Source organism: Vibrio sp. Isolate25 (assembly GCF_022398025.1).
GTDB classification, from domain to species: Bacteria; Pseudomonadota; Gammaproteobacteria; order Enterobacterales; family Vibrionaceae; genus Vibrio; species Vibrio coralliilyticus_A.
This window is the reverse complement of the sequence record NZ_JAKEUT010000007.1, coordinates 1-25,773: the sequence shown is the minus strand read 5'-3', so window position 1 is coordinate 25,773 and position 25,773 is coordinate 1. Positions and strand designations below refer to the sequence as shown.

At 44.3% G+C, this 25,773-nt stretch carries 19 protein-coding genes and 2 pseudogenes; 9 read left to right on the top strand and 12 right to left on the bottom strand.

The features are described from left to right. Window positions 1-49: 49 nt before the first annotated feature. Together L1D15_RS14460 and L1D15_RS14455 are read right to left on the bottom strand one after the other, a co-directional pair. Window positions 50-1,732: an aspartate:alanine antiporter gene (locus L1D15_RS14460; RefSeq protein WP_239865904.1), complete on the bottom strand. Its 1,683-nt coding sequence runs from the start codon at window positions 1,730-1,732 to the stop codon at window positions 50-52. Window positions 1,733-1,913: 181 nt separating this feature from the next. Beyond that, a complete protein-coding gene (locus L1D15_RS14455; protein ID WP_006959039.1) occupies window positions 1,914-2,180 on the bottom strand; it encodes a GrxA family glutaredoxin in 267 nt (88 codons plus the stop codon). Window positions 2,181-2,462: 282 nt separating this feature from the next. On the opposite strand from L1D15_RS14455, the pseudogene L1D15_RS14450 reads away from it, so the two are divergent. Then, window positions 2,463-3,611: pseudogene (locus L1D15_RS14450) on the top strand (iron-containing alcohol dehydrogenase); the annotation flags it as partial. A gap of 154 nt (window positions 3,612-3,765) precedes the next feature. Here L1D15_RS14450 and L1D15_RS14445 read toward each other — a convergent pair. From L1D15_RS14445 to L1D15_RS14425, 5 genes are all read right to left on the bottom strand, one after another. Next, window positions 3,766-4,620: a MurR/RpiR family transcriptional regulator gene (locus tag L1D15_RS14445; RefSeq protein WP_019276064.1), complete on the bottom strand. Its 855-nt coding sequence runs from the start codon at window positions 4,618-4,620 to the stop codon at window positions 3,766-3,768. A gap of 277 nt (window positions 4,621-4,897) precedes the next feature. After that, the gene (gene panP / locus L1D15_RS14440) at window positions 4,898-6,544 is read right to left on the bottom strand and encodes a pyridoxal-dependent aspartate 1-decarboxylase PanP (protein WP_239876322.1); all 1,647 of its coding nucleotides are present in this window, start codon (window positions 6,542-6,544) and stop codon (window positions 4,898-4,900) included. A 140-nt stretch (window positions 6,545-6,684) separates the two neighbouring features. Then, a complete protein-coding gene (locus L1D15_RS14435; RefSeq protein ID WP_239865909.1) occupies window positions 6,685-7,200 on the bottom strand; it encodes a hypothetical protein in 516 nt (171 codons plus the stop codon). Between the two features lie 111 nt (window positions 7,201-7,311). Then, entirely contained in the window at window positions 7,312-8,217 is a 906-nt protein-coding gene (locus tag L1D15_RS14430; protein ID WP_239876233.1) for a lysine exporter LysO family protein, read from the bottom strand. Between the two features lie 30 nt (window positions 8,218-8,247). After that, on the bottom strand, window positions 8,248-9,168 hold the full coding sequence (locus L1D15_RS14425; RefSeq protein WP_239865913.1) for an HDOD domain-containing protein: 921 nt from the start codon (window positions 9,166-9,168) through the stop codon (window positions 8,248-8,250). A 346-nt stretch (window positions 9,169-9,514) separates the two neighbouring features. Here L1D15_RS14425 and L1D15_RS14420 point away from each other — a divergent pair, with 346 nt between their 5' ends. Continuing rightward, the gene (locus tag L1D15_RS14420; protein WP_239876232.1) at window positions 9,515-10,102 is read left to right on the top strand and encodes a TfoX/Sxy family DNA transformation protein; all 588 of its coding nucleotides are present in this window, start codon (window positions 9,515-9,517) and stop codon (window positions 10,100-10,102) included. Window positions 10,103-10,179: 77 nt separating this feature from the next. Here the strand turns inward: L1D15_RS14420 and L1D15_RS14415 are convergent, their stop codons facing one another. The 3 genes from L1D15_RS14415 to L1D15_RS14405 form a co-directional block, all read right to left on the bottom strand. Further along, on the bottom strand, window positions 10,180-10,734 hold the full coding sequence (locus L1D15_RS14415) for a hypothetical protein (protein ID WP_239837237.1): 555 nt from the start codon (window positions 10,732-10,734) through the stop codon (window positions 10,180-10,182). Between the two features lie 171 nt (window positions 10,735-10,905). After that, window positions 10,906-11,403 carry a response regulator gene (locus L1D15_RS14410; RefSeq protein WP_239876231.1) on the bottom strand — a complete coding sequence of 166 codons (498 nt, stop codon included), beginning with the start codon at window positions 11,401-11,403 and terminating at the stop codon, window positions 10,906-10,908. A gap of 12 nt (window positions 11,404-11,415) precedes the next feature. Next, the gene (locus tag L1D15_RS14405; protein WP_239876230.1) at window positions 11,416-13,350 is read right to left on the bottom strand and encodes an ATP-binding protein; all 1,935 of its coding nucleotides are present in this window, start codon (window positions 13,348-13,350) and stop codon (window positions 11,416-11,418) included. A gap of 179 nt (window positions 13,351-13,529) precedes the next feature. Here L1D15_RS14405 and L1D15_RS14400 point away from each other — a divergent pair, with 179 nt between their 5' ends. After that, a complete protein-coding gene (locus tag L1D15_RS14400; RefSeq protein WP_239876229.1) occupies window positions 13,530-14,798 on the top strand; it encodes a DUF945 family protein in 1,269 nt (422 codons plus the stop codon). Window positions 14,799-14,943: 145 nt separating this feature from the next. Here L1D15_RS14400 and L1D15_RS14395 read toward each other — a convergent pair whose 3' ends face one another. Further along, the gene (locus L1D15_RS14395) at window positions 14,944-16,008 is read right to left on the bottom strand and encodes a PQQ-dependent sugar dehydrogenase (RefSeq protein WP_239876321.1); all 1,065 of its coding nucleotides are present in this window, start codon (window positions 16,006-16,008) and stop codon (window positions 14,944-14,946) included. Window positions 16,009-16,263: 255 nt separating this feature from the next. Between L1D15_RS14395 and L1D15_RS14390 the strand changes: the two genes are divergently transcribed. From L1D15_RS14390 to pheT, 6 genes are all read left to right on the top strand, one after another. After that, on the top strand, window positions 16,264-17,052 hold the full coding sequence (locus L1D15_RS14390; RefSeq protein ID WP_239837233.1) for a TetR/AcrR family transcriptional regulator: 789 nt from the start codon (window positions 16,264-16,266) through the stop codon (window positions 17,050-17,052). A gap of 181 nt (window positions 17,053-17,233) precedes the next feature. Continuing rightward, complete coding sequence (locus L1D15_RS14385; RefSeq protein ID WP_239876228.1) at window positions 17,234-19,624, top strand: MMPL family transporter; 2,391 nt, start codon at window positions 17,234-17,236, stop codon at window positions 19,622-19,624. An 11-nt stretch (window positions 19,625-19,635) separates the two neighbouring features. Beyond that, on the top strand, window positions 19,636-20,436 hold the full coding sequence (locus L1D15_RS14380; protein WP_239837231.1) for an outer membrane lipoprotein-sorting protein: 801 nt from the start codon (window positions 19,636-19,638) through the stop codon (window positions 20,434-20,436). A gap of 62 nt (window positions 20,437-20,498) precedes the next feature. Beyond that, window positions 20,499-21,626, top strand: a complete 1,128-nt coding sequence (locus L1D15_RS14375; RefSeq protein ID WP_239876320.1) for a hypothetical protein — start codon at window positions 20,499-20,501, stop codon at window positions 21,624-21,626. Window positions 21,627-21,997: 371 nt separating this feature from the next. Then, window positions 21,998-22,981, top strand: a complete 984-nt coding sequence (gene pheS / locus L1D15_RS14370) for a phenylalanine--tRNA ligase subunit alpha (RefSeq protein WP_239865930.1) — start codon at window positions 21,998-22,000, stop codon at window positions 22,979-22,981. 18 nt (window positions 22,982-22,999) lie between these two features. Further along, window positions 23,000-25,405 (top strand): phenylalanine--tRNA ligase subunit beta, encoded by a 2,406-nt coding sequence (gene pheT, locus L1D15_RS14365; RefSeq protein ID WP_239876227.1) that lies wholly within the window; start codon window positions 23,000-23,002, stop codon window positions 25,403-25,405. 53 nt (window positions 25,406-25,458) lie between these two features. On the opposite strand, the pseudogene L1D15_RS14360 reads toward pheT, so the two are convergent. After that, a pseudogene (locus L1D15_RS14360) lies at window positions 25,459-25,773 on the bottom strand (IS4 family transposase); the annotation flags it as partial.

The window sequence follows — 25,773 nt, the reverse complement described above, 5'->3', positions numbered from 1 at the left end:
TAGAATTAGAAAAGGCTTCCATCTGGAAGCCTTTTTTAGGTTTATGTAATCAGCTAAGAATGATCAAAATTGTACCGGCTAAGGTCATTAAAATGTTGGCAATGGCATAGGTGCCAGCGTATCCAAGTGCTGGAATGGTCGATTTAGCATAATCGTTAACGATATCCATTGCCGGAGCGCAGGTTCTAGCACCAATAATGGCACCAAAAAGCAGTGCTCGGTTCATTTTGAGGATATAAGCTCCAACCAAATAGGCAAGAGCGACTGGAACGACACTAACTAAGAAGGATAAACCAATCACCTGTGGGCCAACTTGCGCTAAATGCTCAAACATTTTACCACCGGCACTTAAGCCAATGCCAACCATGAAGAACATTAAACCTAGATCCTTAACCATGTTTAGTGCGCCTTGCGGTACATAGCCAAACGTGGGGTGATTGGCTCGTAAGAACCCCAAGGTAATACCTGATAGCAACAGGCCGACGGCATTACCTAAGCCAAACGAAACTTGACCAAAAGTCATGGTAATGAGGCCGAACAAAATGCCGAGTATGAAAAAACTACAAAAAGCGAGCAAATCTGCCATTTGGCTGTGAATTGAGATGAAACCGATTTTTTCCGCTAAGCCACGAACACGGCTCTTTTCGCCACTGACCTGCAGCACATCCCCTTTCGCCAGAACAATGTCCAAATCCATAGGCATTTCGATTTGTGCTCTTACTACGCGGTTCAAAAAACAGCCGTATTCGGATAGATTCAAGTCTGACAGACGCTTACCGGCGATAGAGTCACTTTTTACGACGATTTCTTCTTCAACGATGCGTAGATCTAAAAGATTTCGATCGAAGACTTCTTTCCCGTTTCTAAAGCTAGGATCCAATCGAGCATGGCTGTCTGGAAAACCAACCAGTGCGATTTCGTCGCCTTGTTGCAAAATAGCGTCACCATCAGGATGGGCGAGTATGCCATTTCGACGAATACGCTCAATATAGCAGCCAGTTTGTCGATAGATACCGAGTTCCCTCAGGTTTCTACCATCAATCCAGTCGATCAGCTCCTGACCGACACGATAAGCACGAATAATGGGCAAGTAGACCTTACGTTGTCCTGTGTTTCCTAACCCACGCTCTTGAGCGATTTGCTGAGCAGAATCTGATAGGTTCTGCTTTTGCAACTTGGGTAGCAATTTAGCGAACATAATCATGCTGATCAAACCAATCAGATAGGCCATGGCATAACCAACAGACAGGTTTTCAATCACTTGTGAAAAGTCCATCCCGCGAGGGGTTGTGGCTAGTCCAGAGTTCAGTGCATCTTGAGCCCCTACAAGTACTGGTGTCGCGGTTAAAGCTCCCGCCATCATGCCAGCAGAAAGACCGAAATCAAGCCCTAAGCCGTGGCTGGAAAAATAGGTAATACATACAGCGGTTGAAAGCACGACCATACTGAGAATGAAGTAGTGTTTGCCATCCCTAAAGAAAATACCAAAGAAGTTTGGACCTGCCTCAATACCTACGCAGTAAATAAAGAGCATAAAGCCAATCGTCAGCGCATCAGCATTAAACGTAAAGCCTAAATGCCCCATAATCAGCGAAGTCAGGAGTACTCCTATGGAGTTACCAAGTTGAAGATTTCCAAAGCGAATTTTTCCGATTGCCAGTCCGATGGCAAGGACCACAAAAATGAGAAGGATAGGATTTTGCTCAAGCAAATTTACAACATCAATGTTCACTGGGCAGCTCTTGTTTCAGTGCCATAGGGTAAGTGTGCGAATTGTATCTGAATATTGCAAAATGATAAGTGAAAAATTTGATAATTTACTATTAGCTGACTTGAGTAACGAATTCACAATATTGATTTAATTCAAAATGAAAAGAAGCCGCTTAATAAGCGGCTTCTTTAATTCGTGATAATTACTCGTCAAAAAGACCTAGATGCTCTTTTGCATACGCTTCAAAGTCATCACAACCACCAATGTGCTCTTGATCGACAAAGATTTGTGGAACCGTTTCAACTGGTTTACCTACTGTTTTTTCTAGATCAGCTTTTGAGATACCTTCTGCATGGATATCAACGTAACGGTAGTTGAAGTCGTCGCGCTTAGCTTTAAGCGTTTCAGCATGTTCTTTTGCACGAACACAGTAAGGGCATGCTGGGCGACCAAAGATAACTACGAACATAATGTCTTTCTCCTTTATTTTATTACGTGCAACTATGCCCGAATAAAAGTAGGAAATAAAGATGCAATTACCTGTTGATTTGATAGGTAAAAGCTATTGACGTCTTTTTGTACGTTATCCGTACAAGTTTACCAAATGCATGTGATAGTTAACTTGAGGGCTTGCTCGTGAAAGTCTTATTTTTTATAGGGTTAATGGATACAAGTTGAACTGAATCAATTTAATTTCTATCGCTTCAAGGCACTCTATTCGTTGTATGTATCAAGCAGGGAGTGTTCGGGTATGTTCCAATTCATGACTTCCACCCGAATTATTTTTGGTGAAGGTTCGCTGCAGTCATCGCTTTCTATTCTCAACCAATACGGTTATAGCGTGTTACTTGTTTCGGGTCAGAGCCTAGATAGGGCAAAAGTTGTAGTCGATTATCTAGAATCTCAATCAATGCGTTATCAACATGTGTCGGTGTCTGGTGAGCCAAATATTACAATGGTGGAAGAAACAGCGTTAATTGGGAGAAGGTTTAAACCTAATATGGTCGTTGCGATTGGTGGGGGCAGTGCTCTGGATATGGGCAAAGCGTTGGCAGCGATCATTCCCAATCAGGGCGATGTGTATGATTATGTTGAAGTGGTTGGGCGTAGTGTTCCCTTAAAAGCCAAGCCTATTCCTTTCATTGCCATTCCTACAACGGCAAGTACGGGTTCTGAAGTCACACGTAATGCAGTTTTACGCTCCGGACAAGATCAAGTCAAAGTCAGCCTACGTAGCCCTGATATGTTAGCGGATGTAGCCATCGTTGACCCAACGTTGACCTATGGTACAGACCTTTATACATCGGGCAGAGGAGCGATGGACGCTTTCACACATTTGATGGAAGCTTATGTTTGCGGAAATCCGAACCCATTGACCGATATGATTTGTGAAGAAGGGCTTCGGCGATTGAGTACTTCAATTCTCTCTGGATGCCTTGACGATAACCCAAAAGCACGTTCTGACCTATCCTTCGCCGCTATGCTGGGAGGGATGGCGAGCACTAATGCTAAGTTGGGTGCTGCTCATGGTTTGGCGTCTGCTTTAGGCGGTAAGTTAGAAGCTCCGCACAGTGTAATTAGTGCTCGTTTAGCACCATATGTGATGTCGGAAAACATTAAAGCGGCTAAAATAGTGGGTCGGCATGACGTCCTTAAGCGTTATAAAAATATTGCAAGGATTTTGACAAAACGAACAAATGCTAGACGAGAGGATGCAATACTTTGGGTAAACATGATGCTAGATAAATTATATCTCCCAAAGCTGGATCAATTCGGTATCTGTAGCACTTCGTTTGATTTGGTTGCTGCTGACGCACTCAAATCTGTCGCTATTAAAGGTAATCCTCTTCCACTCACCCAAGAGCGGTTAGTTTATATTCTTAGACAAGTATGCAATTGCCATGGCGAAAATGGTAGGCAAAAAAATATGGCCGAGTCACAAGCAACTGCTCGTGTCTTAGGTGGTGAGCTTAAAAGTAGAGAAGTTAAGACACAAAACTCTTAGCCAAGATTTAGATGGTGGGTAGAGAAAAGGAGCGACAAGCGCTCCTTTTTTAAAACTGTGACAGTTTATCGTATCGAGAATCTTTAAGTGCATCTTTTACACGTTTTAAGTTCTCTCTGAAACCGGAACCACGACGCAGCGTAAAGCCTGTTGCCAGCACATCGATGACCGTCATTTGTACGACACGACTTGCCATTGGCATGTAGACATCGGTGTCTTCAGGAACATCCAATGAAATAGATAGAGAGCTTGCTTTATCCAGCGGAGAGTCTTTAGCGGTAATAGCGATAACCGTTGCGCCATTTTCGCGTGCTAGGTTGGCAATTTCTACCTGGCTTTTAGTACGGCCTGTATGGGAAATTAAAACAATGACATCGTTATCAGTACAATTGATGCAGCTCATACGTTGCATCACAATGTCTTCAAAGCAGGTAATTGGGATGTTAAAGCGAATAAACTTATTCTGAGCGTCTCGAGCCACAGCCGAAGAAGCACCAAGGCCAAAAAATGATATGCGCTTTGCCTGAGTAAGCAAATCCACAGCCCGGTTAATTTGCATTGAGTCTAGGCTGTTCTTCGCAACATCTAAACAAGCCATTGTAGATTCAAAAATCTTATGGGTGTAAGCATCCGGTCCATCGTCTTCCTCTACGTTACGGTTCACATAAGGTGTTCCGTTTGCGAGGCTTTGCGCTAGATGAAGTTTAAAGTCGGGGAAGCCTTTGGTGTCCAAGCGGCGGCAAAAGCGGTTAACAGTTGGCTCACTTACGTCTGCCATTTTGGCCAGTGTCGCAATACTAGAGTGAATTGCTGTCTGCGGAGAAGCCATAATAACTTCAGCCACTTTACGTTCAGACTTGCTAAAATTCTCTAGATTTTTCTGAATTTTTTCTAATGTATTCATAGTGTTCACGAGGGTATAGAGAACAACTCACTGGATATACCTGTTCATTAAAAGGTTACAAGTCGTCACCTAAAGGCAATAACTATCCAGCGCCATGGGTCCAGTATAAACCTAAGCAACAGATTTACAGTAATTTTTATACAGTTCAATTAGTGAGAATATGACAAGCCTCAAACTAAACTTTGCCAAAACTACACAAATTATCGTTATATGCAAAAGTTTTCGCGATTTGAGGCCATCGATGTTTGGCAAGTTACAGCTTTTTAGAAAGAAATTTTCAGTTTTCTTTGATTTTTTGAGCAGCTGATTGGATTCTTGCCATTAGTTTTGGCGCTTGTTGAGCAATTTCTCTTTGCTCATCCAACACCATACCCAAAATATCTCTTCCTGTCAGTGGGTTAGCTAACACAACTCGAAAAACTATCGTATTTAGCCTATCCCACTGCTCAGGATTTAAGCGAGTACGCGAAACAAACGATTTGCCCGTTTCTCGCTGTCGTTTCTGGATAAATTGAGTTAGTTCATTCAGTAGCTCATTGAGCTCAGACTTTTGCTGGTTGTTTGCTTTCTCAAGAGCGCGACGAATGTCGGAAGGAAGATAGCGATAGGTGAGTAGGCAAAGTTCTGGTTCCGATACCAATTCGAAGTCGTCTTGTTGTTTGATCAATTCGGCAAAGTACTTGGCTTTCTCAATACTTTGGTCGATCAAGAGCTCATAGCCAGGCCGACTAATAATATGCATCGCAGCATAGACTAACATGGCCATCCCAGAGCGAGAGCCTTCAAGTGTATGGCTGCCAAGATCTTTAGAACCTTTCCGCAAGATATATTGTGCGTGGTGCTCGATGGACTTCATCGCTTCCGGATCTTTGAATAGCACCATACCGGCGCCCATTGGAATATATAGTTGTTTATGGGCATCAATGGTAATTGAGTCTGCAAGCTCTACACCATTGAGAAGATGACGATAATTGTTCGACATCAAGGTTGCGCCACCCCAAGCTGCATCAATGTGGAAATGGCAGTTTTCATTGCGACAAATTTCTGCAATATCAGCAATGGGATCGATTGAACCTGTTTCCGTTGTTCCCGCGACACCGACCACAGCAAAGGGCTTGATGTTTTGTTGCTTAAGCTGAGAGATGCTGTCTCGTAGTGCTTCAGGGCAGATACGATTGTTAGCATCGGTTTTTACCGCGACTAGGCCTTCCTGGCCAATCCCAAGTACATCTGCAGCCTTCTTTAGTGAGTAATGCCCACGCTCTGATACGAGTACCGCTAATCCTTCGTAGCCGTAATGTTTCATCGCTTTGAAAAGGCCTTCTTTTTCTACGCCTTTAAAGTGACCTTGAGCTTTTAAAGCGTTGTTGCGCGCAACCCAAAGGGCGGTAATGTTGGCAATGGTACCACCAGAGCAGAACGCACCTAGTGAGTGATTCGCACTGTGCATCCATTGGGCGTAAAACTCATCGTTTTGATTGTAAATAAGGCGGTGCAGCATGCCGAGCACTTGGCGCTCTAAGGGAGTAAATGCTTTAGAAGTCTCGATTTTTACTAAATTTTGGTTTAGCGCAATCATGATCTTTGACAGTGGCATCAAGAAATAGGGTAGTGCCGAGGTCATATGACCAATAAAACTTGGTGCAGAGGTGTGCACAGAGTGGGAAACCAAGGTATCAAGCAAGTGCTGGGTATGTTCGGAAACAAACTCGGGCTGTTCTGGAAGCGTAGCGTTAGAGAAATCTTTCTCAATTTCCTTAAGTGGCTTTTCTTCCGCGACAATATGTTCACGCAAAAACTGGTTTAGATTTTGCGATAGCTTCTCTTCAATTTTAGTTAGTGTTGAGTCTGGCCCTTCAGGGACTGTGAAGATTCGGAGTAAACTCTCGAAACTCACGTCAGCCGTTTTGTGTTCCGATACCATACAGCTCATTGCTCTTATCTTTTTTGTTGCAGCGCGACAATCTAAACGAAAACGGGCGCAAAGTCCCGTCTTAATTATTTGAAATTCTTTTCTGCAATAAGAAGTTTGCCACCAGCAAACTGGCTTGGTGGCAAAGCGTATTACGTGTCACAGGCAATGGTTTCTAACTCTTTAATTGCCTGATTGTAGCGCTTAAGTGCGTCGTCTATTTTAGTGGGGTGACTTAAGAGATCGGCAAACGCAGAGCGAAGGTCGTAGTTCTTCTCATGTGGCTTAGACTGACGGTCGCTAAAGGTTACCTGAGCTAACCTGCCCAATTCGTCGCTGCGTGAAGACAAGGTTTTGATGTCTTTTTGCTCTAGTTGAAGCCATGCTTCGACCGGTTGACTGGTTGCTATTTTGGATGGGTCGTTTTCAAGGTAGTAGTGAACCGCTGCACGGTTTAACTCAAAATGGTTTTTTCGACCTTCCAGAAACCACTCACTGACCTCTTTAAGATCAGGATATTGCTCAGAAGTTAGCTTTGCTAGATCTTCGTACCAATGTAGAGAAGCATCAACATAAGCGTCGTATTTCTTGGACAAACATGCATTGTCAGCAGCGGCAACCATAGTAGAGGTCGCGCCTAACAGCAATGCAATCAGTAGACGTGTCATAATGTTTCCTTTTGAAGAATAGTTATTATAAAACCACTAAATTAGCAATCGCTAAATTATTGTGTGTGGTCGAGCCTTAATATAGTGAATCTAAAGATAAAATCATGCGATCTAGCCTGCAAGAGAGACAAAGAAAAGCATCAATACGGGCACTAAAAGGCTTAATATAAATCCACTCACTATCGCAATGGGTACACATCGGACACCTCCTGTAGTTTGGATGACAGGCAATGTGAAGTCCATCGCCGTTGCACCTGCATAGCCAATTGCAGTGCAAGGCCGAGAGCGTATCGCGAGGGGAATCAATACTAAGGCAATCAGTTCTCGAAGGAGTTCAATCATAAATGATGCACCTCCATAAACGGGGCCAAAAGCGTCACCCATCAAAATACCCGCTAGAGAATACCAGCCAAAGCCAGAGGCCATTGCCAAGCCACGGTAAAGATCGATATCTAATAGGACGGCAGCCACGATACCACCAATCATAGAGGTTGCGATGATCACTAATGCGATGATCATACCGTGTTTGTTGAGTAATATTTGGCGAAGCGTCAGGCCACTATTGCGCAGTTGGATGCCGATGAAAAATAGTAAGACAAACAGAATCCATTCGCTGGCTGTGTCTACCCAACTCAAATCGATCGGCAATATTAATCCTGCGAACAAACCACCTCCAACAACAGCAATGAGTTTGACGGACTCCATGGCCATGCTTGAGAGAGGGATCTTAGTTTGTTTGGCATCGGTTTCTATAGGCAAAAGCTTATCGAGGATGGGCAGAGCAGCCAAATTACTCAGGCTAAGACAAGTAAAGAATACGGCAACGTATTTGAGGATGAGCTGTAGATTTTGCCCGAGGTTATCCAGCGAAGCAAGACTTAAGCCCATTAGTGCTAAGATGACATAAATCAGGTTTGCAGTGGTTGCGTTGATTTTATCAAGAATGGACGACGTGGAAATCGATATTAAATACCCCACAACAAGTGGGGCAAAGATGAATATCATCCCTGAGAACATGTGGCTTCCTGTGTACTGGTACGTTAAGCGCTAAAGTCCACTAGCGCTGATTAACTCATTGATCTGTGTATTGAACTCAATATCACTTAAATTACTGAGCTTGTACAGTATATCTGCACCAGTTAGGTCAAATTCAACCGTATGCTCGTCGATTTCTTCATCTTGTCGACGGAACATCAGAATGTGATTGGCAATGCGTGCTATATCTAGGTAACTTACATCAACACTTTGTCTTTGATGCAGTTGATTGGTTGCGACTTCCAAGAAATCACTGTCAAAGCCCCAATGCTTTAACACCAGCCGGCTCGCATTGGAACATTGGTTATTGAAAATCTGAAAAGCGATATCTTCATCAAGATAATTACCTTGTTCAAGATACATGTGGTATTCATTTACGATACAAAATAAGCCGATATCAGCGAGTAAACCAGTGAGGAGGGCTTTATCTGTTTCGAGATTACTATACTTAGGGGCGTTAGCTTCTTTAAAACCTTTCACAACCATCACCATGGTGGCTGCCAACTCGCGTGAGTTATGAGCGCTATTCACTAATACTTCATTACAGCCGCGACTCAAATTAACGGAGTGTTTCAACTGCTCTATAGCCTGCGCTGTTACGATATCGCGTACGCGTAGAATACCCAAGCGAGATACCGCAGTGACTAAATCGGTGCAGGTTATGTTACGGCGATTAAATATGACAGAATTAGCCACGCGAATGACAATAGCGGCAAGGCCAGGATCTTCAAGCAGGCGGTCTGCAATATCCAACACTGTGGTTGAATCTTGGGTACATAATTTTTGAATGTTTAAAACAACATCGGAAATCGGCGGCAGTGTAATTTTGCCCGAGTTAATGGCGTGTTCAACTAACGTTGAGAATTCAGACTCGATGCCTTTGACTAAAAGCTCATTGTTTTCCGGAAGCCAATAAAAAGATAGGTGGTTCATGCATGATCAGCTAAAGATTGTACTTGTTACAGTTTAACTTCCATATCTAATGTTATGCAAATTATTGATAAGTTAAATGAGAGTTTTTGTCCGGTGTATTTTAGCCAGTGAAGTCTGTAAACCCTACTTGTGTGATATTAGTCTCGATTTTATATGAATTTAGTTTTATTGGTGTGAGCTGTGCACAGACTTATTTTTCATCGTTAACTATCATTTATTGTACTTGCAGTCAGTATGCTAATAACAACATAAACCGTAGCTTGGCTGGCTGATTTATCTTTTTCGCTTAAAGCTGCTGCTATCTGGTGATCGAAAATAATCGGGGTTTTCTAGATTAGAAGGATCAATGGATATGACAGAGCAACAATTTATTAATTATGTTAACAAGTTTGGTAGTTTCCAAAAGCGTTCAATGTTTGGTGGAACGGGGCTCTTCAAGCAAGACGCTATGTTCGCATTAATCAGCGCTGATAAGGTGTTTATTCGAGGTGGAGAATATCTAGACGACAAATTGGCTACACTGGGCTGCATTAAGTACCGTCACGTGAAGAAGCAAACAACGGCAACGGTCAATTACTACGACATTACTCAGCTATTTAATAATCAAAGTGAGGTGTTGGATGAGATTGTTGAGAACTCAATTAAGTTTTCAGTATCTCAGCGTCACTATAAGAAATCATCCGCGAGTCGACGTTTACGTGATTTACCCAACATGCAGTTGACTCTTGAACGCATGGTAAAAAAAGCAGGCGTTGGTGATGTTGATACGTTCTTGCAGCTAGGTGCGCCAGAAGTATTTTCCAAGGTCAAAGCGACTTACGGTAATGATGTTGATGTCAAATTACTGTGGAAATTTGCAGGTGCGATTGATGGCGTGCATTGGAAATTAATTCAAGAGCCACGTAAACGCCAGTTATTGGCGAGCTGCGCATAGTCAGTGTGAGGAAATACCATACTGGAAAAGAAAAGCCGAGGTCTGAGTACCTCGGCTTTTTTGCATCTTGTTCTTGATTAGAACTTGAAGCGTGTGGTGAACATGAGCTGATCACCATAGAAATCATTGATGCGAGCTTCAGCACCAAGAGAGAACAGCTCTGTTGAGTGAAAACGAACATACGCTGCACCAATCCAGTCGTCATTGTCTTCGATGGAGACATAACCGGCTTTACCACCAACTTCAAGCTGTGGCCCTAACCACTGGCGTACGCCAAGATTGAGCTCCATGCCTGTGTCTGTGCCTTTCCCTGCTTTGCCACCGAAATCCACTAAACGAAATAGCATTTCACCAGTGAAATCGGCCCAGTTGTTGATTGGGGCGTGAAAGCCAAAACCAGCGGCTGCGTCGTAGTCGCCTTCGAATTCTGAATCAACTCGACCAATAACGTGAGCATTCGGGTGGATAGATTTGCTTGCAGCCGCACCAAAGGTTACAGGGCTTGCACCAATGCGAGCTTCCAGATAATCGTAGCTGAAGTTACTCATTACGGTTGGGCTGTTTGGGTCGGTCTCTGCAAAAGCTTGACCAGATGCTAGCACTAAGGCTGCAGCTAAGATTGTTTTACGCATACAAAAGAAAACCTATTCTTGTTAATTTCCTTGGTCAGGTGCAACGGAGTGCTGCCATATCGCGACATGATAATGCATTGTCACAGTCCGACACTACAAAAAATGTCATTGTTCTGTCGTCATTTACATGTTTAAGCAATCAATATGCCAAAAAGTATAAGAAATAGTGACTTATTCACCAAAACTCATTCTGTTTTTTGCGACGGCATTTAAAATTTGTTCGGTATCGAGCACTGCAGACCAGGACATTAAATCGTGACTGTTCTCGATCATATATTGGGTTAGTTGATTTTTAATGACATCACGTAACTCTTCGCCGCGCCAAGGCTTAGCAATGTAAAAGTGCAGACTCGAATGATTGACCGCTTCCACAGTGTCTTCTAGGCCTGCTTGACCAGTTAGCATGACTTTCCGCGCGTTTTTTGTGGAAGAGTTATCGCTTAGCTCAATCAAAAAACTGATCCCAGTTTGCTCTGGCATAATGTGATCACACAGGATCAGTGCCAGGTGTCCGTCTTCTTTTTCTACATCTTCAATAATAGATTTAGCTTCCGATACTGACTCGGCTGCTTCGAGAACGAAATACTCTTCGAAGCATTCTAAGTCTTGAATGACACTATCTAAGACTTCACGCTCATCATCGACACATAAGATTAAGTATTTTGGCATATTAATTCCTTACTATGACTTGTGCGTTTTGAAAGGTAACCAAACGGACATACGGGTAAAGCTTCCCGCTTCGGATTGCACTTCAATCTTACCGCCATGCTGATTCACAATTTGTTGGCAGACCGATAGCCCAATACCTAACCCGAAATTCCCTTCTTTCTTGGTCGTAAAATTAAGGGCAAAAATTTGACGCTGTAAATATTGAGGTATTCCTGAACCATTATCTTCAAAAGATATCACCACCCATTTCTGATTTTGGGCGTGATGAATTTCAGAGCGGATAGAAAGCTTTCCTTTTTTAGGTAAAGCATCAATGGCATTCGAAACTAGGTTGGTCCAAACTTGCTGAAGAGCAATGGGCATACATTGTATTGGGGGTAAGTCGCAATATTCTTTCTCAACAGTATGCATCTTGAGCTTGTTTTCAAAGATAACTAAAGTATCCTCGATGCCCTCATGGATATCGGCTAGGCGAAAGGTCTCATCGTCAGGGCGAGCATAGCCTTTCAGACTCTTAACCATATCGGCAATACGCTGAGCACAAACATTGATTGATCTTAAAGTTGAACCAACCAAATGATAACGTTCTAGTGTATTTAGCTCATCAAATATTGTAGTACTGGCTTGCTCAGTATTGTTTAGCCAGGTTTGGTTTTCCTCTAGTCCAAGCTTTACTAATTTTTTTGCAATACGTCGATCACCAACTTGAGACTCAATCTTTTTCGCTAACAGGCGCTCTTCAGAGGTAGATCTTGGTTTGGACACAAGCGAATTAGATAAAATATCAGCCCCTAGTACCGCCAATGGCTCATCCCTATGATCACTCACCAGTTTACCAATGTTGGTTGTAATGGTCTCTGTACCACGCAAAATAGCAGCGATAGGGTTGTTGAGTTCGTGGGCAACTCCCGCGACTAACTGGCCGAGCATGGCCATCTTTTCTCGTTCTATCAATTGTTGGTGTGCTGACTCTAAGGATTCTAGAGTCTTTTGCAGTTCAAGTTTGGTATTGATGCTACGCTGCAATCGACGATTAAAATGCCGTAAGAGAAGGTTGGTAAAGAGGGGGAGCAATGCTGTGTTTGAGTGCATGACTTTGGCGAACACGTCTCTATCCAGCTTTATCACCTCGGTCTTTTTTAATGTGAGTGCCGTAGAGAAAGAAGGCTCGCCAGTAACAAACGACATTCCTCCAACAATGTTCCCTTTTGTGTGGCGGACGACCTCTCTTTGTACTCCTTGGTCATCTTTTTTATAGAGAGCGACTTCCCCGTCGGTAATAAACCAAAGAAATCGATTCTCTTCACCTTCTTTCGTCAGTAAGTGTTGTGAGGAGTAGGTACGGCATGCACGTGTGTCGTCAGTATCTGAGAAAAAATCATGAAGAGCGGAGATAACCTGTTCTGCCAGTTCTTGATCTGAGAGTTTGTGATGGTCGGTGATGAACCCTTCTCGGTAGCTGCGCATCTTCAACTCAATATGTGAGCGAAGCAACCGCTGCTGATCAAGTATCTGACTATAAGAGAGAAGGTTATCCTTATCGTTTTCTAGTACGAAGGTGGTCAACTCTTTCTTAACCGTTTTGTATACGAGGTTATCTTGGAGAGGCTTGGTTAGGCAGTGGTCTAGTCGCCCTTCGTTGACAGCAGACAAGATGGCTTGGATATCTTGTCCGCAGCTGATTAAAATTTTACGCGCACTTTGAGTGTGAGCGCTTTTGTCGAGTTGGATTAAAAAATCAGCCCCATTAAAGTTTTCATGATGACTGGCAAGGACGAGGGCGACGGATTGTTGGTTTTCCTGACAAAAGGAGAGTGCGGCATGAGCGTCATCGAGCGTATCTGCAGTGTGGATATCGAACCTTGCAGCGAATTGACTCAGCTCTCGTCGCAGTTGCTCTACACTAATGGGATTGTTGTCTAAACAAAGTAAGGCATACTGATTCACGATTCTCGTTCGTCTCTTTCTGAACTCACCAATCTGGTTTTACTCTAACAAGGATTGAACAAAGGGACTGAGACACAGGTTTTAGATTCCTTGACGATTTGTGAAGAATGCCAATACTCTGATTTAACTCAATGTTTTTTGGTGTAAACTGCAATAAATACTTAAGTGAAGATAAATACATGCATCAGTTGAAAAAATACGGCGCTATTGGTGGCGCTATCTCTTTGGCTTTGTGTTGGCCGTTAGCGGTTGGGCAGATAGGGCAGAATGTTATTCATGACGGGATTGCCCATTTGAGCAATGACTCCCTGAAAGCGGAAATTGTTTCTTACGATCGCGGTTATCTGTCTTCTGAAGTTCAAACTCGCTATACCATCGTCGACCAAGAGCTTGCCAGCCAACTTGGCATGGATGGTCTACCAAGTGAATTTGTCGTAAACAGCCATGTGTCTCACGGTTTGCTGAGTTTGAAAGCAACGTCAACGCTGAACGATGTCGAACAGTTTCCTCTGACATTGACCACGGTCACACAGCTAAATGGCAATACGGATTACGTTTTGGATCTTGATAACTGGCATCAATCGACGGAGGGTGAAGGTGGAGCTATGGTGTCTGTGACGCCCTCTTCGCTCAAAGGGCACGTTACCGTCCTAGGTGAGATGAGCTACGATCTCGATATTCCGTCAGTGGAGATAGATTTCAATAGCGGCGAGAAAATGTTGCTTACAAATATCAAAGGTTCAGGTCAGGGCAGAAAGCAAAATAGCTTTTGGTTAGGTGACCAAGAAATCAATATCGCCGATATCTCCGTACTTGATTCGAGCCAAGCACGACTTTTCTCAATGAAAAGTGGCCAGTATCAATTCTCTTCTTCCCTTGATGATGTTTCTCAACGTGTGAATAGTCAACATATTGTCAGTGCAAGTAAACTCCTGATGTCTGAGGGTGAAGCGGATAACTTAGTTTTGGATCTAGAGTTTGGTGATTTAGACAGTGACTCGTTTGAACACTTAGTCAGTATGTATCAGAACAATCCTGTACTGACTACTGATGACATTCAAAACGCGATTCCTTATGTTGAGACGTTATTCTCAAAAGGTTTCTATCTCTCGATGAACAAGATGGCGCTGACTTTGGGTGATGATGGTGAGTTTGAGAGTACATGGAAAATTACAGTGCCTGAAGGAACCAGTAACGTTACACAAAATCCCGCTATGATTCTTCCTTCCTTGACCGGTAACCTTGACACCTTTTTCTCAAAGGGGTTAGTCGATCAGTATCCCTTTATCAAGCAAGGTATCGATGAAGCGATTGTGATGGAGTTTGTCAGCCAAAATGAGCAAGGCTATCAAATTCAAGCAGAGCTTAAAGATGGTAATCTTGTATTTGAAAATGGTAAGCAAATTCCACTTATCGGTATCTTATTACCTGCAATGATGCAGCAATAAATAATAGTGTTTGTTGCTTACAGGGTAAGATTCCTTCATCCATTGATGGGCCTGCTTTGATTGCTGAGGTTCATCTTTTTTATGCAGGTAGGTCGCCAATACGACCTACCTTTGAGCAGAGGTTGCTCCATGGGTTGTAGTTGTCTCAAGGATGGTTTGGAGTAAGGCGGTATATATTACCTCGGTCAGTGCTAAAGAAGAGTTCATCTTTGGGGCTGACAGTAATATGTCGGATACGCTCATTGAGCTTCTCTAGAATACGAGTTTCACCAACGGCTCGATTATTGTCATCAAGAGTGACCACATTTATATGAGTAAGCTTCAGCGATGGAGCAAGCAGTTTTCCATCCAAGTCTGGGTAGTTCTTGCCTCGATACAATAGTAGGCTTGATGGCGCAATAGAGGGTACGTAAACCTTAACCGGAGGCTCTATACCTTCTTTTTCCTCAGACTCTCCGACATTGATAGGGCCCCAGTACTCTTTTCCGTGAGAAGTAATAGGCCAACCGTAGTTTCTTCCTTTCTTGATCCGATTAATCTCATCCCCACCTCTTGGCCCATGTTCGATAGACCAAAGTGTTTTGGACTGGGGATCGTAATACAGGCCTTGCGGGTTTCGATGACCATAACTCCATATCTCCTTTGCCGCCCCTTTTTGTTTGGCGAAAGGGTTGCCGTTAGCAGCTGAACCGTCTGGCAATAAACGAAGGATAGAACCTGCGTGGGTATTGCGGTCTTGACCGTTATCTCTTTCCCCCCGGTCACCCACACTCATGTATAAGAACTGCTCATCAAACGTAATGCGGCTGCCATAGTGGCGGTTGGTAGATGAGTAGGAAGTGGAGGTGAAAATATTCTTCCAGTGAGATAATTTGCCTTCAGAGAACTGAAACGTGGCAAGTGCGGTGTCCGAACCATTAGTAGTACGTTTGCTGTAGGTCACATAAACTTGGTTGGCATCAAATGGTGACATTGCAATGTCAAGTAATCCACCTTGACCGTTTGCGTATAACCCTGCTGGGTTGCCCATCAATCTTGTGCTTTCCCCTGTCGTGATATCCACTGACAATATGTGTCCATTACGCTCTGTGACAAGCAAAGTATTGTCATCTGCGAATGTCATTCCCCAGGGAACCAATAAGCCAGATGCCACTTTTTCTACCGCATAGTCCATTGCCAATGCCTGATTTAACCAGCATATGAGAGTCATTAAGGGTAGGGCTAAGTATTTGATCACGTTAGGTTGTCTCCCTAGCTCAGATAGTTCATAGAGTGTAGCACGATAATAAATCATCGTTTTTATGTATATATTTCACATTACCCCTTTTGTTTGGCTAATGTTTGGTCTATTATGACGAAGTGTCAAAAATGACGATTCGTCATGAATGGTGTTTATCACGTATTTAGTATTCGTGTTACAATTGGAGAGTTGAGGAGCAACGAACGGGTACGGATCGAAATAATCATGTTTGGGTTTAACTGCAAAAAAAGTGATAAGAAAGACAATGCAGGTTGTGGCTTTGGGTTAACCAAAAAACAACAAGCGATTGCCGATAGAGAAGTGGAACTGATATTGCTCGCGAAAAAGCTAGTTCAAAAGGAAGGGTGGAGCAACCTGACCATGGACAAGCTAACGGCGGCCAGCCCTTACTCGAAAGGTACAATTTACAATCACTTTAGCAGTAAAGAAGACGCGATTGTTGCGCTATGTATTCATTCTTTGAAAAGCGAAGCGGTGTTATTTGCCCGTGCCGAAGAATTTGAAGGCAAGACTCGGGAAAAGATCATGGCTATGCATGTAGGCTATCGTATCTATGCTCGCATGGAGCCGATTTTGTCGATGTGCGCATTGATGGCAAAAAACCCGTGGGTGCTTGAAAAAGCGTCGTCTGAACGGGTTCGAGAGCTAAATGAATTGGAAGAGCAAGTCATTGAAAGTGCAGATCAGCTAGTCAACTATGCAGTGGAAACTGGAGACTTGAAGTTTTCTCCGGGAATAAGCTCAGATGCAATTGTGTTTGCTAACTGGTCAATTGCCTTCGGCTCAAATGCTCTGACGCAAAACGCGTCTAATAGCCGCTGTATCAATCGCTTACAGGACCCATTCTCCGTGTTACATAATGCCAATATGTTGTTGGATGGACTGAATTGGAAACCGCTTTCAAGTGAGTGGGATTACAAAAAAACTTGGCGCCGGGTCGAACAAGAACTTTTTAGTGAAGAGCTAGAATACCTAGAATCGGTCGGACGCTAATACCATTTAGTTCAAATAAAGCCCGTTATGGGTTTTATTTATCACTCTAAGTGACGAATCGTCAAAAAAAGGCACTCAGTAGCGCTTGAATTTTTCAAGCGTGAGCTTTGTTACTTAAGCACCAGCATCTGCTGGTTTTTAAATAACAACTTTTGACGAAACGTCACAAACGGAGAGTGTGATGACATCTGCCAACTCTAATACTCATCAGCCGCATTCGTGGCTCACGTTACCCACACGATTCAGTGTATGGGTGTTCCTATTGACCTTAGCACTGGTCATTGCTGCGACTTTAGGGGGAAAGAATCTCTATTTTCGCGGAGACTACAACATTTTCTTTGATGGAAAAAACAAGCAATTATTAGCGTACGAGGAGATACAAACTACCTTTGCAAAGTCCGATAATCTTGCGATTATCATTTCCCCACAAAGTGGTAACGTCTTTGAGCCGAAAACGCTTGAATTGATACAAAAACTCACCCGTGATGCTTGGCAAGTTCCTTATTCAAGCCGAGTTGACTCCATTGCTAATTATCAGCACACCGAAGCCATTGAAGATGATCTGATAGTCGAGGACCTTCTGTTGGAAGATTATCCTTTGACCGCTGAACGCATCGAGAAAGTGAGAGCAATAGCTTTATCCGAACCTGTGATAAAACATGCGCTTATCTCTGAAAAAGGAGATGTGACCGTGGTGAATGTGACTGTCCAATTACCGGAAGTCGATGAGACTACTGAAGCACTTGAAGTGGTTGCAGGGGTCGACCAGCTGTTGAGCAAATACGGTGAGTTATATCCGCACGTTGAATTTCACAAAGCAGGGATCATCGCGATGAACCATGCCTTTATGGTGGCTGCTCAAGATGATACTTCGACCTTAGTGCCAGCCATGTTGTTAGTGATACTGGTGTTCCTGACGGTTATGCTGCGCTCTTTTCTCAGTGTGATTGCTACGTTAGTGGTGATCATTGGTTCAGTGGCAGCAACCATGGGGCTATCAGGTTGGGCCGGTATGTTCCTGAGCACGGCGACCGTCAATATTCCCACGTTAGTGATGACTTTGGCCGTCGCAGACTGTGTTCATGTCATTGCGACAATGCGTCAAAGCATGCAGAAAGGTCATTCAAAACAATATGCTATTGATCAAAGTGTCTCGATAAACTTCATGCCTATTGTCATCACTTCGGTGACGACTGCACTGGGCTTTCTGATGATGAATATGTCCGATTCTCCAGTATTGAGGGATTTTGGCAATCTAGCGGCACTCGGTGTCATGTTAGCGTGCTTCCTTTCAGTCACTTTGTTGCCAGCGCTTCTCAAACTGTTACCCATCAAAGTGAAGGAGAAAGCGTTAGATTCTGGTGAGACTTACGATTCCATGGACAAACTGGGGGATTGGGTTGTCAGCAATCGAAAAGTGTTGTTGCCGCTGTCTGTCATTGTGATTACTGTCTCTGCTGCTCTGATACCTTTGAATAAAGTTAACGACGAGTCAGTGAAATATTTTGACTCGCGCAATGAATTTCGACGCGCGGCTGACTTTATGGAAGAGCGTATCAGCGGCATGACAACCATCAGCATTGCAGTGAAAACACACGAATCTCAGGGGATAGCCGATCCTGAATTCCTCACAACCATCAGTGAGTTTACTGATTGGCTGCGTACCCAGCCGGAAACCGATCACGTGGCAACGCTCTCCGATGTGTATAAGCGCCTTAATAAGAACATGCACGGTGATGATGACAGTTATTACAAATTGCCATTACAAAGGGAGCTAGCTGCACAATATCTTCTGTTGTATGAGATGTCTCTACCGTATGGATTGGACCTCAATAATCAGATTAATGTAGATAAATCATCCATTAAGCTTGTCTTGACAGTTGATAATTTAGGCAGCGTTGAACTGGTTGCCTTGGAAAACAGGATTTATGACTGGTTCAAGGAAAATGGTCAACAGTACGAAGTTGTTGCCTCAAGCCCATCTTTGATGTTCGCACATATTGGTGAAACCAACATGACGAGCATGTTGTCGACGTTGCCTATCACTCTGATACTGATCTCTGGACTGATGATATTTGCACTACGCTCTGTGCGCCTTGGGATGATCAGCATCGTGCCTAACATGGCACCTGCAATTATTGGTTTTGGTTTGTGGGCTTTGTTATCGGGGGAGATCAACCTTGGCTTATCTGTCGTTGTCACACTCACCTTGGGTATTGTGGTTGATGATGCTGTTCACTTCCTCTCTAAATACCAGCGCGCGCGTAAACAAGGACAAAGTGCTGAAGAGGCTGTGCGTTATGCATTCCATACAGTCGGTCGAGCTCTATGGATTACTACTATTGTTTTGGTCGCAGGTTTCACCGTTCTAGCTATGTCCACTTTCAGACTTAATGCGGATATGGGCCAATTGAGTGCCATGGTTATCTTTATCGCTTTGGTGGTGGACTTTGTTTTCTTACCTGCACTGTTAATGCGATTTGATACCGCAAGTTATGCGCAGGAAAACCAATCGCAGCCATCAGCGGCCACGCCAACTCAGCCATCAGCGGCTCCTCAGACACAAAGTTAAAGGAATACACTATGAAACGTTCAAATTACTCATTGTTCACATCGATTGCATTGTCTTCACTTCTTATGCTTGGTGGGCAGCCCGTGGCGCTTGCCAACGTAGAAAAAGGGCTTGAAATTGCCACTGAACGTAAAGCACGTGATGAAGGTTGGGGAGACTCAGTCGCAACTATGCAGATGATCCTCAAGAATGCTCAGGGGGAAAGTAGTACTCGTGAAATGCGCCTTAAGTCATTAGAAGTAGCGGATGATGGCGATAAAGGTTTGACGATTTTCGATCAGCCGAGAGACGTCAAAGGTACAGCATTCCTTAATCACTCGCATACCATAGATGCTGATGACCAGTGGTTGTATCTCCCCGCTCTAAAACGGGTTAAGCGCATTTCCTCACGGAATAAGTCTGGCCCGTTTATGGGTAGTGAATTTGCCTACGAAGACCTAAGTTCGTTTGAGTTAGAGAAGTATACTTTCCACTATTTGCGTGATGAGCGAGTGAATGGCAGTGACACGTTCGTATTAAAGCAGATACCGACTGATAAGAATTCGGGTTACACCAAGCAGCAGGTCTGGCTGGATAAAGAACATTATCGACCAATCCAAATTGAGTTCTATGACCGAAAAGGCTCATTGCTGAAAACGCTCAAGTTTGATGATTATCAACTTTACCTAGATAAATATTGGCGTGCTCACAAAATGGCAATGACGAACCACCAAACGGGGAAAAGTACGTTACTCACCACCAGTAATCTTCAATTCCAGACGGGTTTGAGTGAGCGAGATTTTGAGAAGAATATTCTTAAAAGGGTGAAATAAGGGGCGTTATGAACAAAGTATGGAGTAGAGCAGGTCGCGTGGCGGCCTGTATTTCACTGACAATGCTTGCGATGCATTGTTATGGCTTTGAGCTCTCAGGTCAGATGAACCTCGAACATCGGCAGTTCTTTTCGGATGGATTGCAAGGGCAAGATAAAGGTCAAAGCTCTATCATCCTGCAGCCTGAATTCTATTGGGAGATCAACGATAGCTCTGATTTTACCTTCACGCCATTTTATCGCCTAGATAGCGAAGATGATGAGCGAAGTCACGGTGATATACGAGAAGCGCTGTATTTAACCTACTGGGATGACTATGAATTACGTGCTGGAGTGGGAAAAGTTTTCTGGGGTGTCACTGAGTCTGCACATTTGGTCGATGTTGTAAATCAAACGGACTCGATTGAGGCGGTAGACGGTGAAGACAAATTAGGACAACCCATGCTACATCTGACCTCGGTCAAAGATTGGGGAGTGCTTGATACCATGGTTTTGCCTTACTTCCGCGAACGTACTTTTGCTGGGCAGGATGGCCGTTTAAGACCGGCATTGCCAGTATCTGAGGATGTGATTTATGAGTCGTCGCGAGAAGAGCAACATGTCGATTTTGCGGCGAGATATTCTCAAATGCTGGGTGACTGGGATCTAGGGCTGAGCTATTTTCAAGGCACCAACCGAGAGCCGTATTTCCGGCTTCAGGGGACAGACTTGAAGCCTTATTATGCACAGGCGAAGCAAATCGGTGTTGATGTTCAGGGGATTGCTGGCGATTGGTTATGGAAACTCGAGAGTATCTATCGTGACAGCTTTGATCATCACATTGGATTGGTTTCAGGATTTGAATATACCATTGTCGGCGCATTAGGCAGTGTTTGGGATGTTGGTCTTATTACTGAGTACCTTTATGACAGTCGTGGCAATAATGCTCAAAATGCAGGTCAAAATGATGTGTTCGTTGGCTCACGATTTGCACTTAATGATGAAGATGGTAGCGAAATATTACTGGGATTCACTCAGGATCTGGATAACAGTGATGTGTTCAGCGCTAAGTTGGAAGCCTCAAGCCGGCTAACCAATCACCTAAAATGGCGTCTTGATGGGTGGTGGTTTGAGAATGATACACCGGATGACTTATTGTACTTCGCTCGTAAGGACGATTTCATTGAAGTGTCGTTAGAATATTACTTCTAAGTCGTTAGCCCATAACGCTTATTAGTTGTGTATTTTTTCTAAAACAGGGAGCTCAATTTGCTCCCTTTTTTTGCTTTTAAACATTTAGCGTATTCTGTAATGGCTGAGCCACACAATATTCTGCAACGTATGTGCTATACCTAAAGGGCTTACTTTCCTCTACCCAGTTCCCTCAACGATTAAGCTCCAAATTGCCGAGCTTATTGAACTCGAACAATCATTAAGCTGATTTTTTACTCAAAGAGCAGTCGAATCCCGATTTCAGATTGGATTTAGACCTCGCTTTCGTTACTATGTAAAACTATTTAAAAATACCAAAAATCCCTTGCGGGAACCCTTATGGACACTACCAAAAGGTAGATGAGGAAACGATGCAACATCTAGAAGAGATCATTGCTAATGCGAGCGCAGCAATTGAAGCTGCTGATTCGCTAGTCGCACTTGATGAAGTGCGTGTTCAGTATCTAGGTAAGAAAGGTGAGCTAACGGCTCAGCTTCAAAGCCTAGGTAAACTACCACCAGAAGAGCGCCGTACTGCTGGTCAAGAGATCAACAAAGCAAAAGGCGCGGTTCAACAAGCGATTGCTGCACGCAAAGACGCACTGCAACGTGCAGAGCTAGAAGCGAAGCTGGCTGAAGAAACTATCGACGTGACTCTACCGGGTCGTCGTATCGAGAACGGTGGTCTTCACCCTGTGACTCGTACAGTTGAACGTATTGAACAATTCTTTGGTGAGCTAGGCTTTAACACTGAGTCTGGTCCTGAGATTGAAGATGCATTCCACAACTTTGATGCATTAAACATCGCAGAAGATCACCCAGCGCGTACTGACCACGATACTTTCTTCTTTAACCCAGATCTTATGCTGCGTACGCACACGTCTGGTGTTCAGATCCGCACGATGGAAAATGGTAAACCGCCATTCCGTTTCATCGCTCCGGGCCGTGTTTATCGTAACGACTACGACCAAACGCACACGCCAATGTTCCACCAAGTGGAAGGTATGCTAGTTGATGAGAATGTAAACTTCGCTCAGCTTAAAGGCATCTTGCACGACTTCTTATGTAACTTCTTTGAAGAAGAGGTTGAGGTACGTTTCCGTCCTTCTTATTTCCCGTTTACTGAACCTTCCGCAGAAGTCGATGTGAAAGGTAAGAACGGTAAATGGCTTGAAGTTCTAGGTTGTGGCATGGTTCATCCTAACGTACTGCGCAGCGTTGGCATCGACCCTGAGAAATACTCTGGCTTTGCATTTGGTATGGGCGTCGAGCGTCTGACTATGCTTCGTTATGGCGTAAACGACCTACGTGCGTTCTTTGAGAACGACCTTCGTTTCCTAAAACAGTTCAAGTAATCCAGAGGGTTCATCACAATGAAATTCAGCGAATCATGGCTTCGTGAGTGGGTAAACCCTGCGGTATCGACTGACGAGCTTACACACCAAATTACTATGGCAGGCCTTGAGGTTGACGATGTTCTTCCTGTTGCAGGCTCTTTCACTGGCGTGAAAGTAGGTCAAGTGGTTGAGTGTGGTCAGCACCCAGATGCTGACAAATTGCGCGTGACTAAAGTTGATGTAGGTGGCGAAGAGCTACTAGACATCGTTTGTGGCGCATCTAACTGTCGCCTTGGTATCAAAGTTGCGGTTGCAACGGTGGGTGCTGTTCTACCGGGCGATTTCAAAATCAAAAAAGCAAAACTACGTGGCCAACCGTCACACGGCATGTTGTGTTCATTCACTGAACTTGGTATCGACGTAGAATCTGATGGCATCATGGAGCTAGCAGAAGACGCAGCCATTGGTACGGATTTCCGTGAATTCCTTGGCCTGGACGACGTAACCATCGATGTTGATCTAACGGCTAACCGTGCTGACTGTTTCAGCATCCGTGGTCTAGCTCGTGAAGTCGGTGTTCTAAACCGTGCTGATGTGACCCAGCCGACAGTTGCTCCAGTTGCTCCAGCGATTGACGACACGGTTTCTATCGAAGTGAAAGCGACAGCAGCATGTCCACGTTACCTTGGCCGTGTGGTTAGGAACGTAAACGTTCAAGCTGAAACTCCACTATGGATGCAAGAGAAACTGCGTCGCTGTGGTATCCGTTCTATCGATCCAGTCGTCGATATCACTAACTATGTTCTTCTAGAACAAGGTCAACCAATGCACGCGTTTGACCTAGCAAAAATTGAAGGTGGTATTGTCGTTCGCATGGCGGAGCAGGGCGAAAAGCTGACTCTTCTCGATGGCAACGAAGCAGAGCTAAACGCAGATACTCTAGTGGTAGCAGACCATAGTAAAGCCCTGGCTATAGCTGGTATTTTCGGTGGTGAAGAGTCGGGTGTAACGGCTGAGACCAAAGACGTACTGCTTGAGTGTGCATTCTTTGCCCCTGATCATATCCGTGGTCGAGCTCGCAGTTACGGTCTTCATACGGATTCTTCAATGCGTTTCGAGCGTGGTGTGGATTATGCACTACAAACGAGTGCTATGGAGCGCGCCACAGAGCTGCTTGTTGACATCTGTGGTGGTGAAGTTGCGCCTGTTGTAGCTGTTGAATCAGAAGTTGACCTTCCGGTTCCTAACACTGTGGCACTACGTCGTACTAAGCTAGACAACCTTCTTGGCCATCATATTGCAGACAGCGATGTGGTTGAAATCTTAGAGCGTCTTGGTTTAACTGTTGAAGCTACAGAAACGGGTTGGACTGCGACCGCACCGACTTGGCGTTTTGACATAGCTATCGAGCAAGACCTAATTGAAGAAGTAGGTCGTATCTACGGTTACGATAATATCCCTAACCAAAACCCAGCGGCAGCACTTAAGATGCACGACCACGTTGAAGCGAATATTCCGCTAAAACGCGTCCGTAACCTACTTGTTGACCGTGGTTACCAAGAAGCGATCACTTACAGCTTCGTTGAGCCAGAGCAGCAAAAGCTTGTTGTTCCAGGTGTTGAGCCGCTAATCCTGCCATTCCCAATCTCTGCGGATATGTCAGCAATGCGTCTAGGCCTAATCCAAGGTCTACTAAACACTGTGGTTCACAACCAGAAACGTCAACAGCCACGCGTTCGTCTATTCGAATACGGTCTACGTTTCATCCCATGTGAGTCTGCTGAAAACGGTATGCGCCAAGAGCCTATGCTTGCTGGTGTTATCGCAGGTACTCGCAGCGAAGAGCACTGGGACATCGAAACCAACACGGTTGATTTCTTTGACCTGAAAGGCGATTTAGAAGCTGTTCTTGAGCTAACAGCAAACGAAGTAGCTTACTCTTTCGCAGCGCTTTCAGCTGAAGATAAAGCAGCGAATCCAGCGCTTCACCCAGGCCAATCTGCAGCTATCATCGTTGATGACAAGCAAGTAGGTGTAATCGGTACAGTTCACCCAGAACTAGAGCGTAAGTTTGGTCTAAACGGCCGTACTATCGTATTCGAAGTGGAATGGTCTGCAATCAACACTAAAGTGATTCCAGAAGCGGTACAGCTTTCTAAGTTCCCATCAAACCGTCGTGACATCGCAGTCGTTGTTGACGAAGCAGTCGCTTCTGGCGACATCGTTGCAGCATGTCTAGAACAAGGTGGTGAGTTCCTAAAAGATGCGAAACTGTTCGACGTTTACGTTGGTAAAGGCGTTGAAGAAGGTAAGAAGAGCCTAGCAATCGCACTAACGCTACAATCTGTAGAGCGTACGCTTGAAGATGCAGACATCGCTGGTGCGGTTGACGCTATCGTCGCTCACGTATCTGAGAAGTTTGGTGCGTCACTGCGTGACTAATCGCTTCTGATTAGATAGAAAACCAAAGGCCTCGCAATTGCGAGCAACGTAGTTCACTTAAGAGGAGCYGCGTAGCGATTAACAGGGTATCGGGTCTTTGATATTTTTRCCGCCCTAGGCCGATTTGGCTTAGGGCGTTTGTCTATAAAGAGGATAGATAAATCTCCTCGAAGGCTCTTTAAGCGTTTCGGCGTGTTACCTAAAGACACCGCTTTACTCATCATTTTGAGCTGGCTGGCTATAAATTGGCAAGCGTACTTAAAGCTGATTTCATTAGGTAAGCGTCCGTGTTCAACGGCAGCTTGACTAGCCTCTCGTCTCACCAAGTTATAACCAAGTAATAACCCCCACAGCTCTTGATAGACGAG

Coding starts and splice junctions, on each gene's coding strand:
- L1D15_RS14390 (WP_239837233.1), top strand. CDS start 16,264: ATGTTTGGGTTTAACTGCAAAAAAAGTGATAAGAAAGACAATGCAGGT.
- L1D15_RS14455 (WP_006959039.1), bottom strand. CDS start 2,180: ATGTTCGTAGTTATCTTTGGTCGCCCAGCATGCCCTTACTGTGTTCGT.
- L1D15_RS14445 (WP_019276064.1), bottom strand. CDS start 4,620: ATGAATACATTAGAAAAAATTCAGAAAAATCTAGAGAATTTTAGCAAG.
- L1D15_RS14385 (WP_239876228.1), top strand. CDS start 17,234: ATGACATCTGCCAACTCTAATACTCATCAGCCGCATTCGTGGCTCACG.
- pheT (WP_239876227.1), top strand. CDS start 23,000: ATGAAATTCAGCGAATCATGGCTTCGTGAGTGGGTAAACCCTGCGGTA.
- L1D15_RS14430 (WP_239876233.1), bottom strand. CDS start 8,217: ATGTTCTCAGGGATGATATTCATCTTTGCCCCACTTGTTGTGGGGTAT.
- panP (WP_239876322.1), bottom strand. CDS start 6,544: ATGGTATCGGAACACAAAACGGCTGACGTGAGTTTCGAGAGTTTACTC.
- pheS (WP_239865930.1), top strand. CDS start 21,998: ATGCAACATCTAGAAGAGATCATTGCTAATGCGAGCGCAGCAATTGAA.
- L1D15_RS14375 (WP_239876320.1), top strand. CDS start 20,499: ATGCTTGCGATGCATTGTTATGGCTTTGAGCTCTCAGGTCAGATGAAC.
- L1D15_RS14410 (WP_239876231.1), bottom strand. CDS start 11,403: ATGCCAAAATACTTAATCTTATGTGTCGATGATGAGCGTGAAGTCTTA.
- L1D15_RS14395 (WP_239876321.1), bottom strand. CDS start 16,008: ATGACTCTCATATGCTGGTTAAATCAGGCATTGGCAATGGACTATGCG.
- L1D15_RS14425 (WP_239865913.1), bottom strand. CDS start 9,168: ATGAACCACCTATCTTTTTATTGGCTTCCGGAAAACAATGAGCTTTTA.
- L1D15_RS14400 (WP_239876229.1), top strand. CDS start 13,530: ATGCATCAGTTGAAAAAATACGGCGCTATTGGTGGCGCTATCTCTTTG.
- L1D15_RS14420 (WP_239876232.1), top strand. CDS start 9,515: ATGGATATGACAGAGCAACAATTTATTAATTATGTTAACAAGTTTGGT.
- L1D15_RS14380 (WP_239837231.1), top strand. CDS start 19,636: ATGAAACGTTCAAATTACTCATTGTTCACATCGATTGCATTGTCTTCA.
- L1D15_RS14415 (WP_239837237.1), bottom strand. CDS start 10,734: ATGCGTAAAACAATCTTAGCTGCAGCCTTAGTGCTAGCATCTGGTCAA.
- L1D15_RS14435 (WP_239865909.1), bottom strand. CDS start 7,200: ATGACACGTCTACTGATTGCATTGCTGTTAGGCGCGACCTCTACTATG.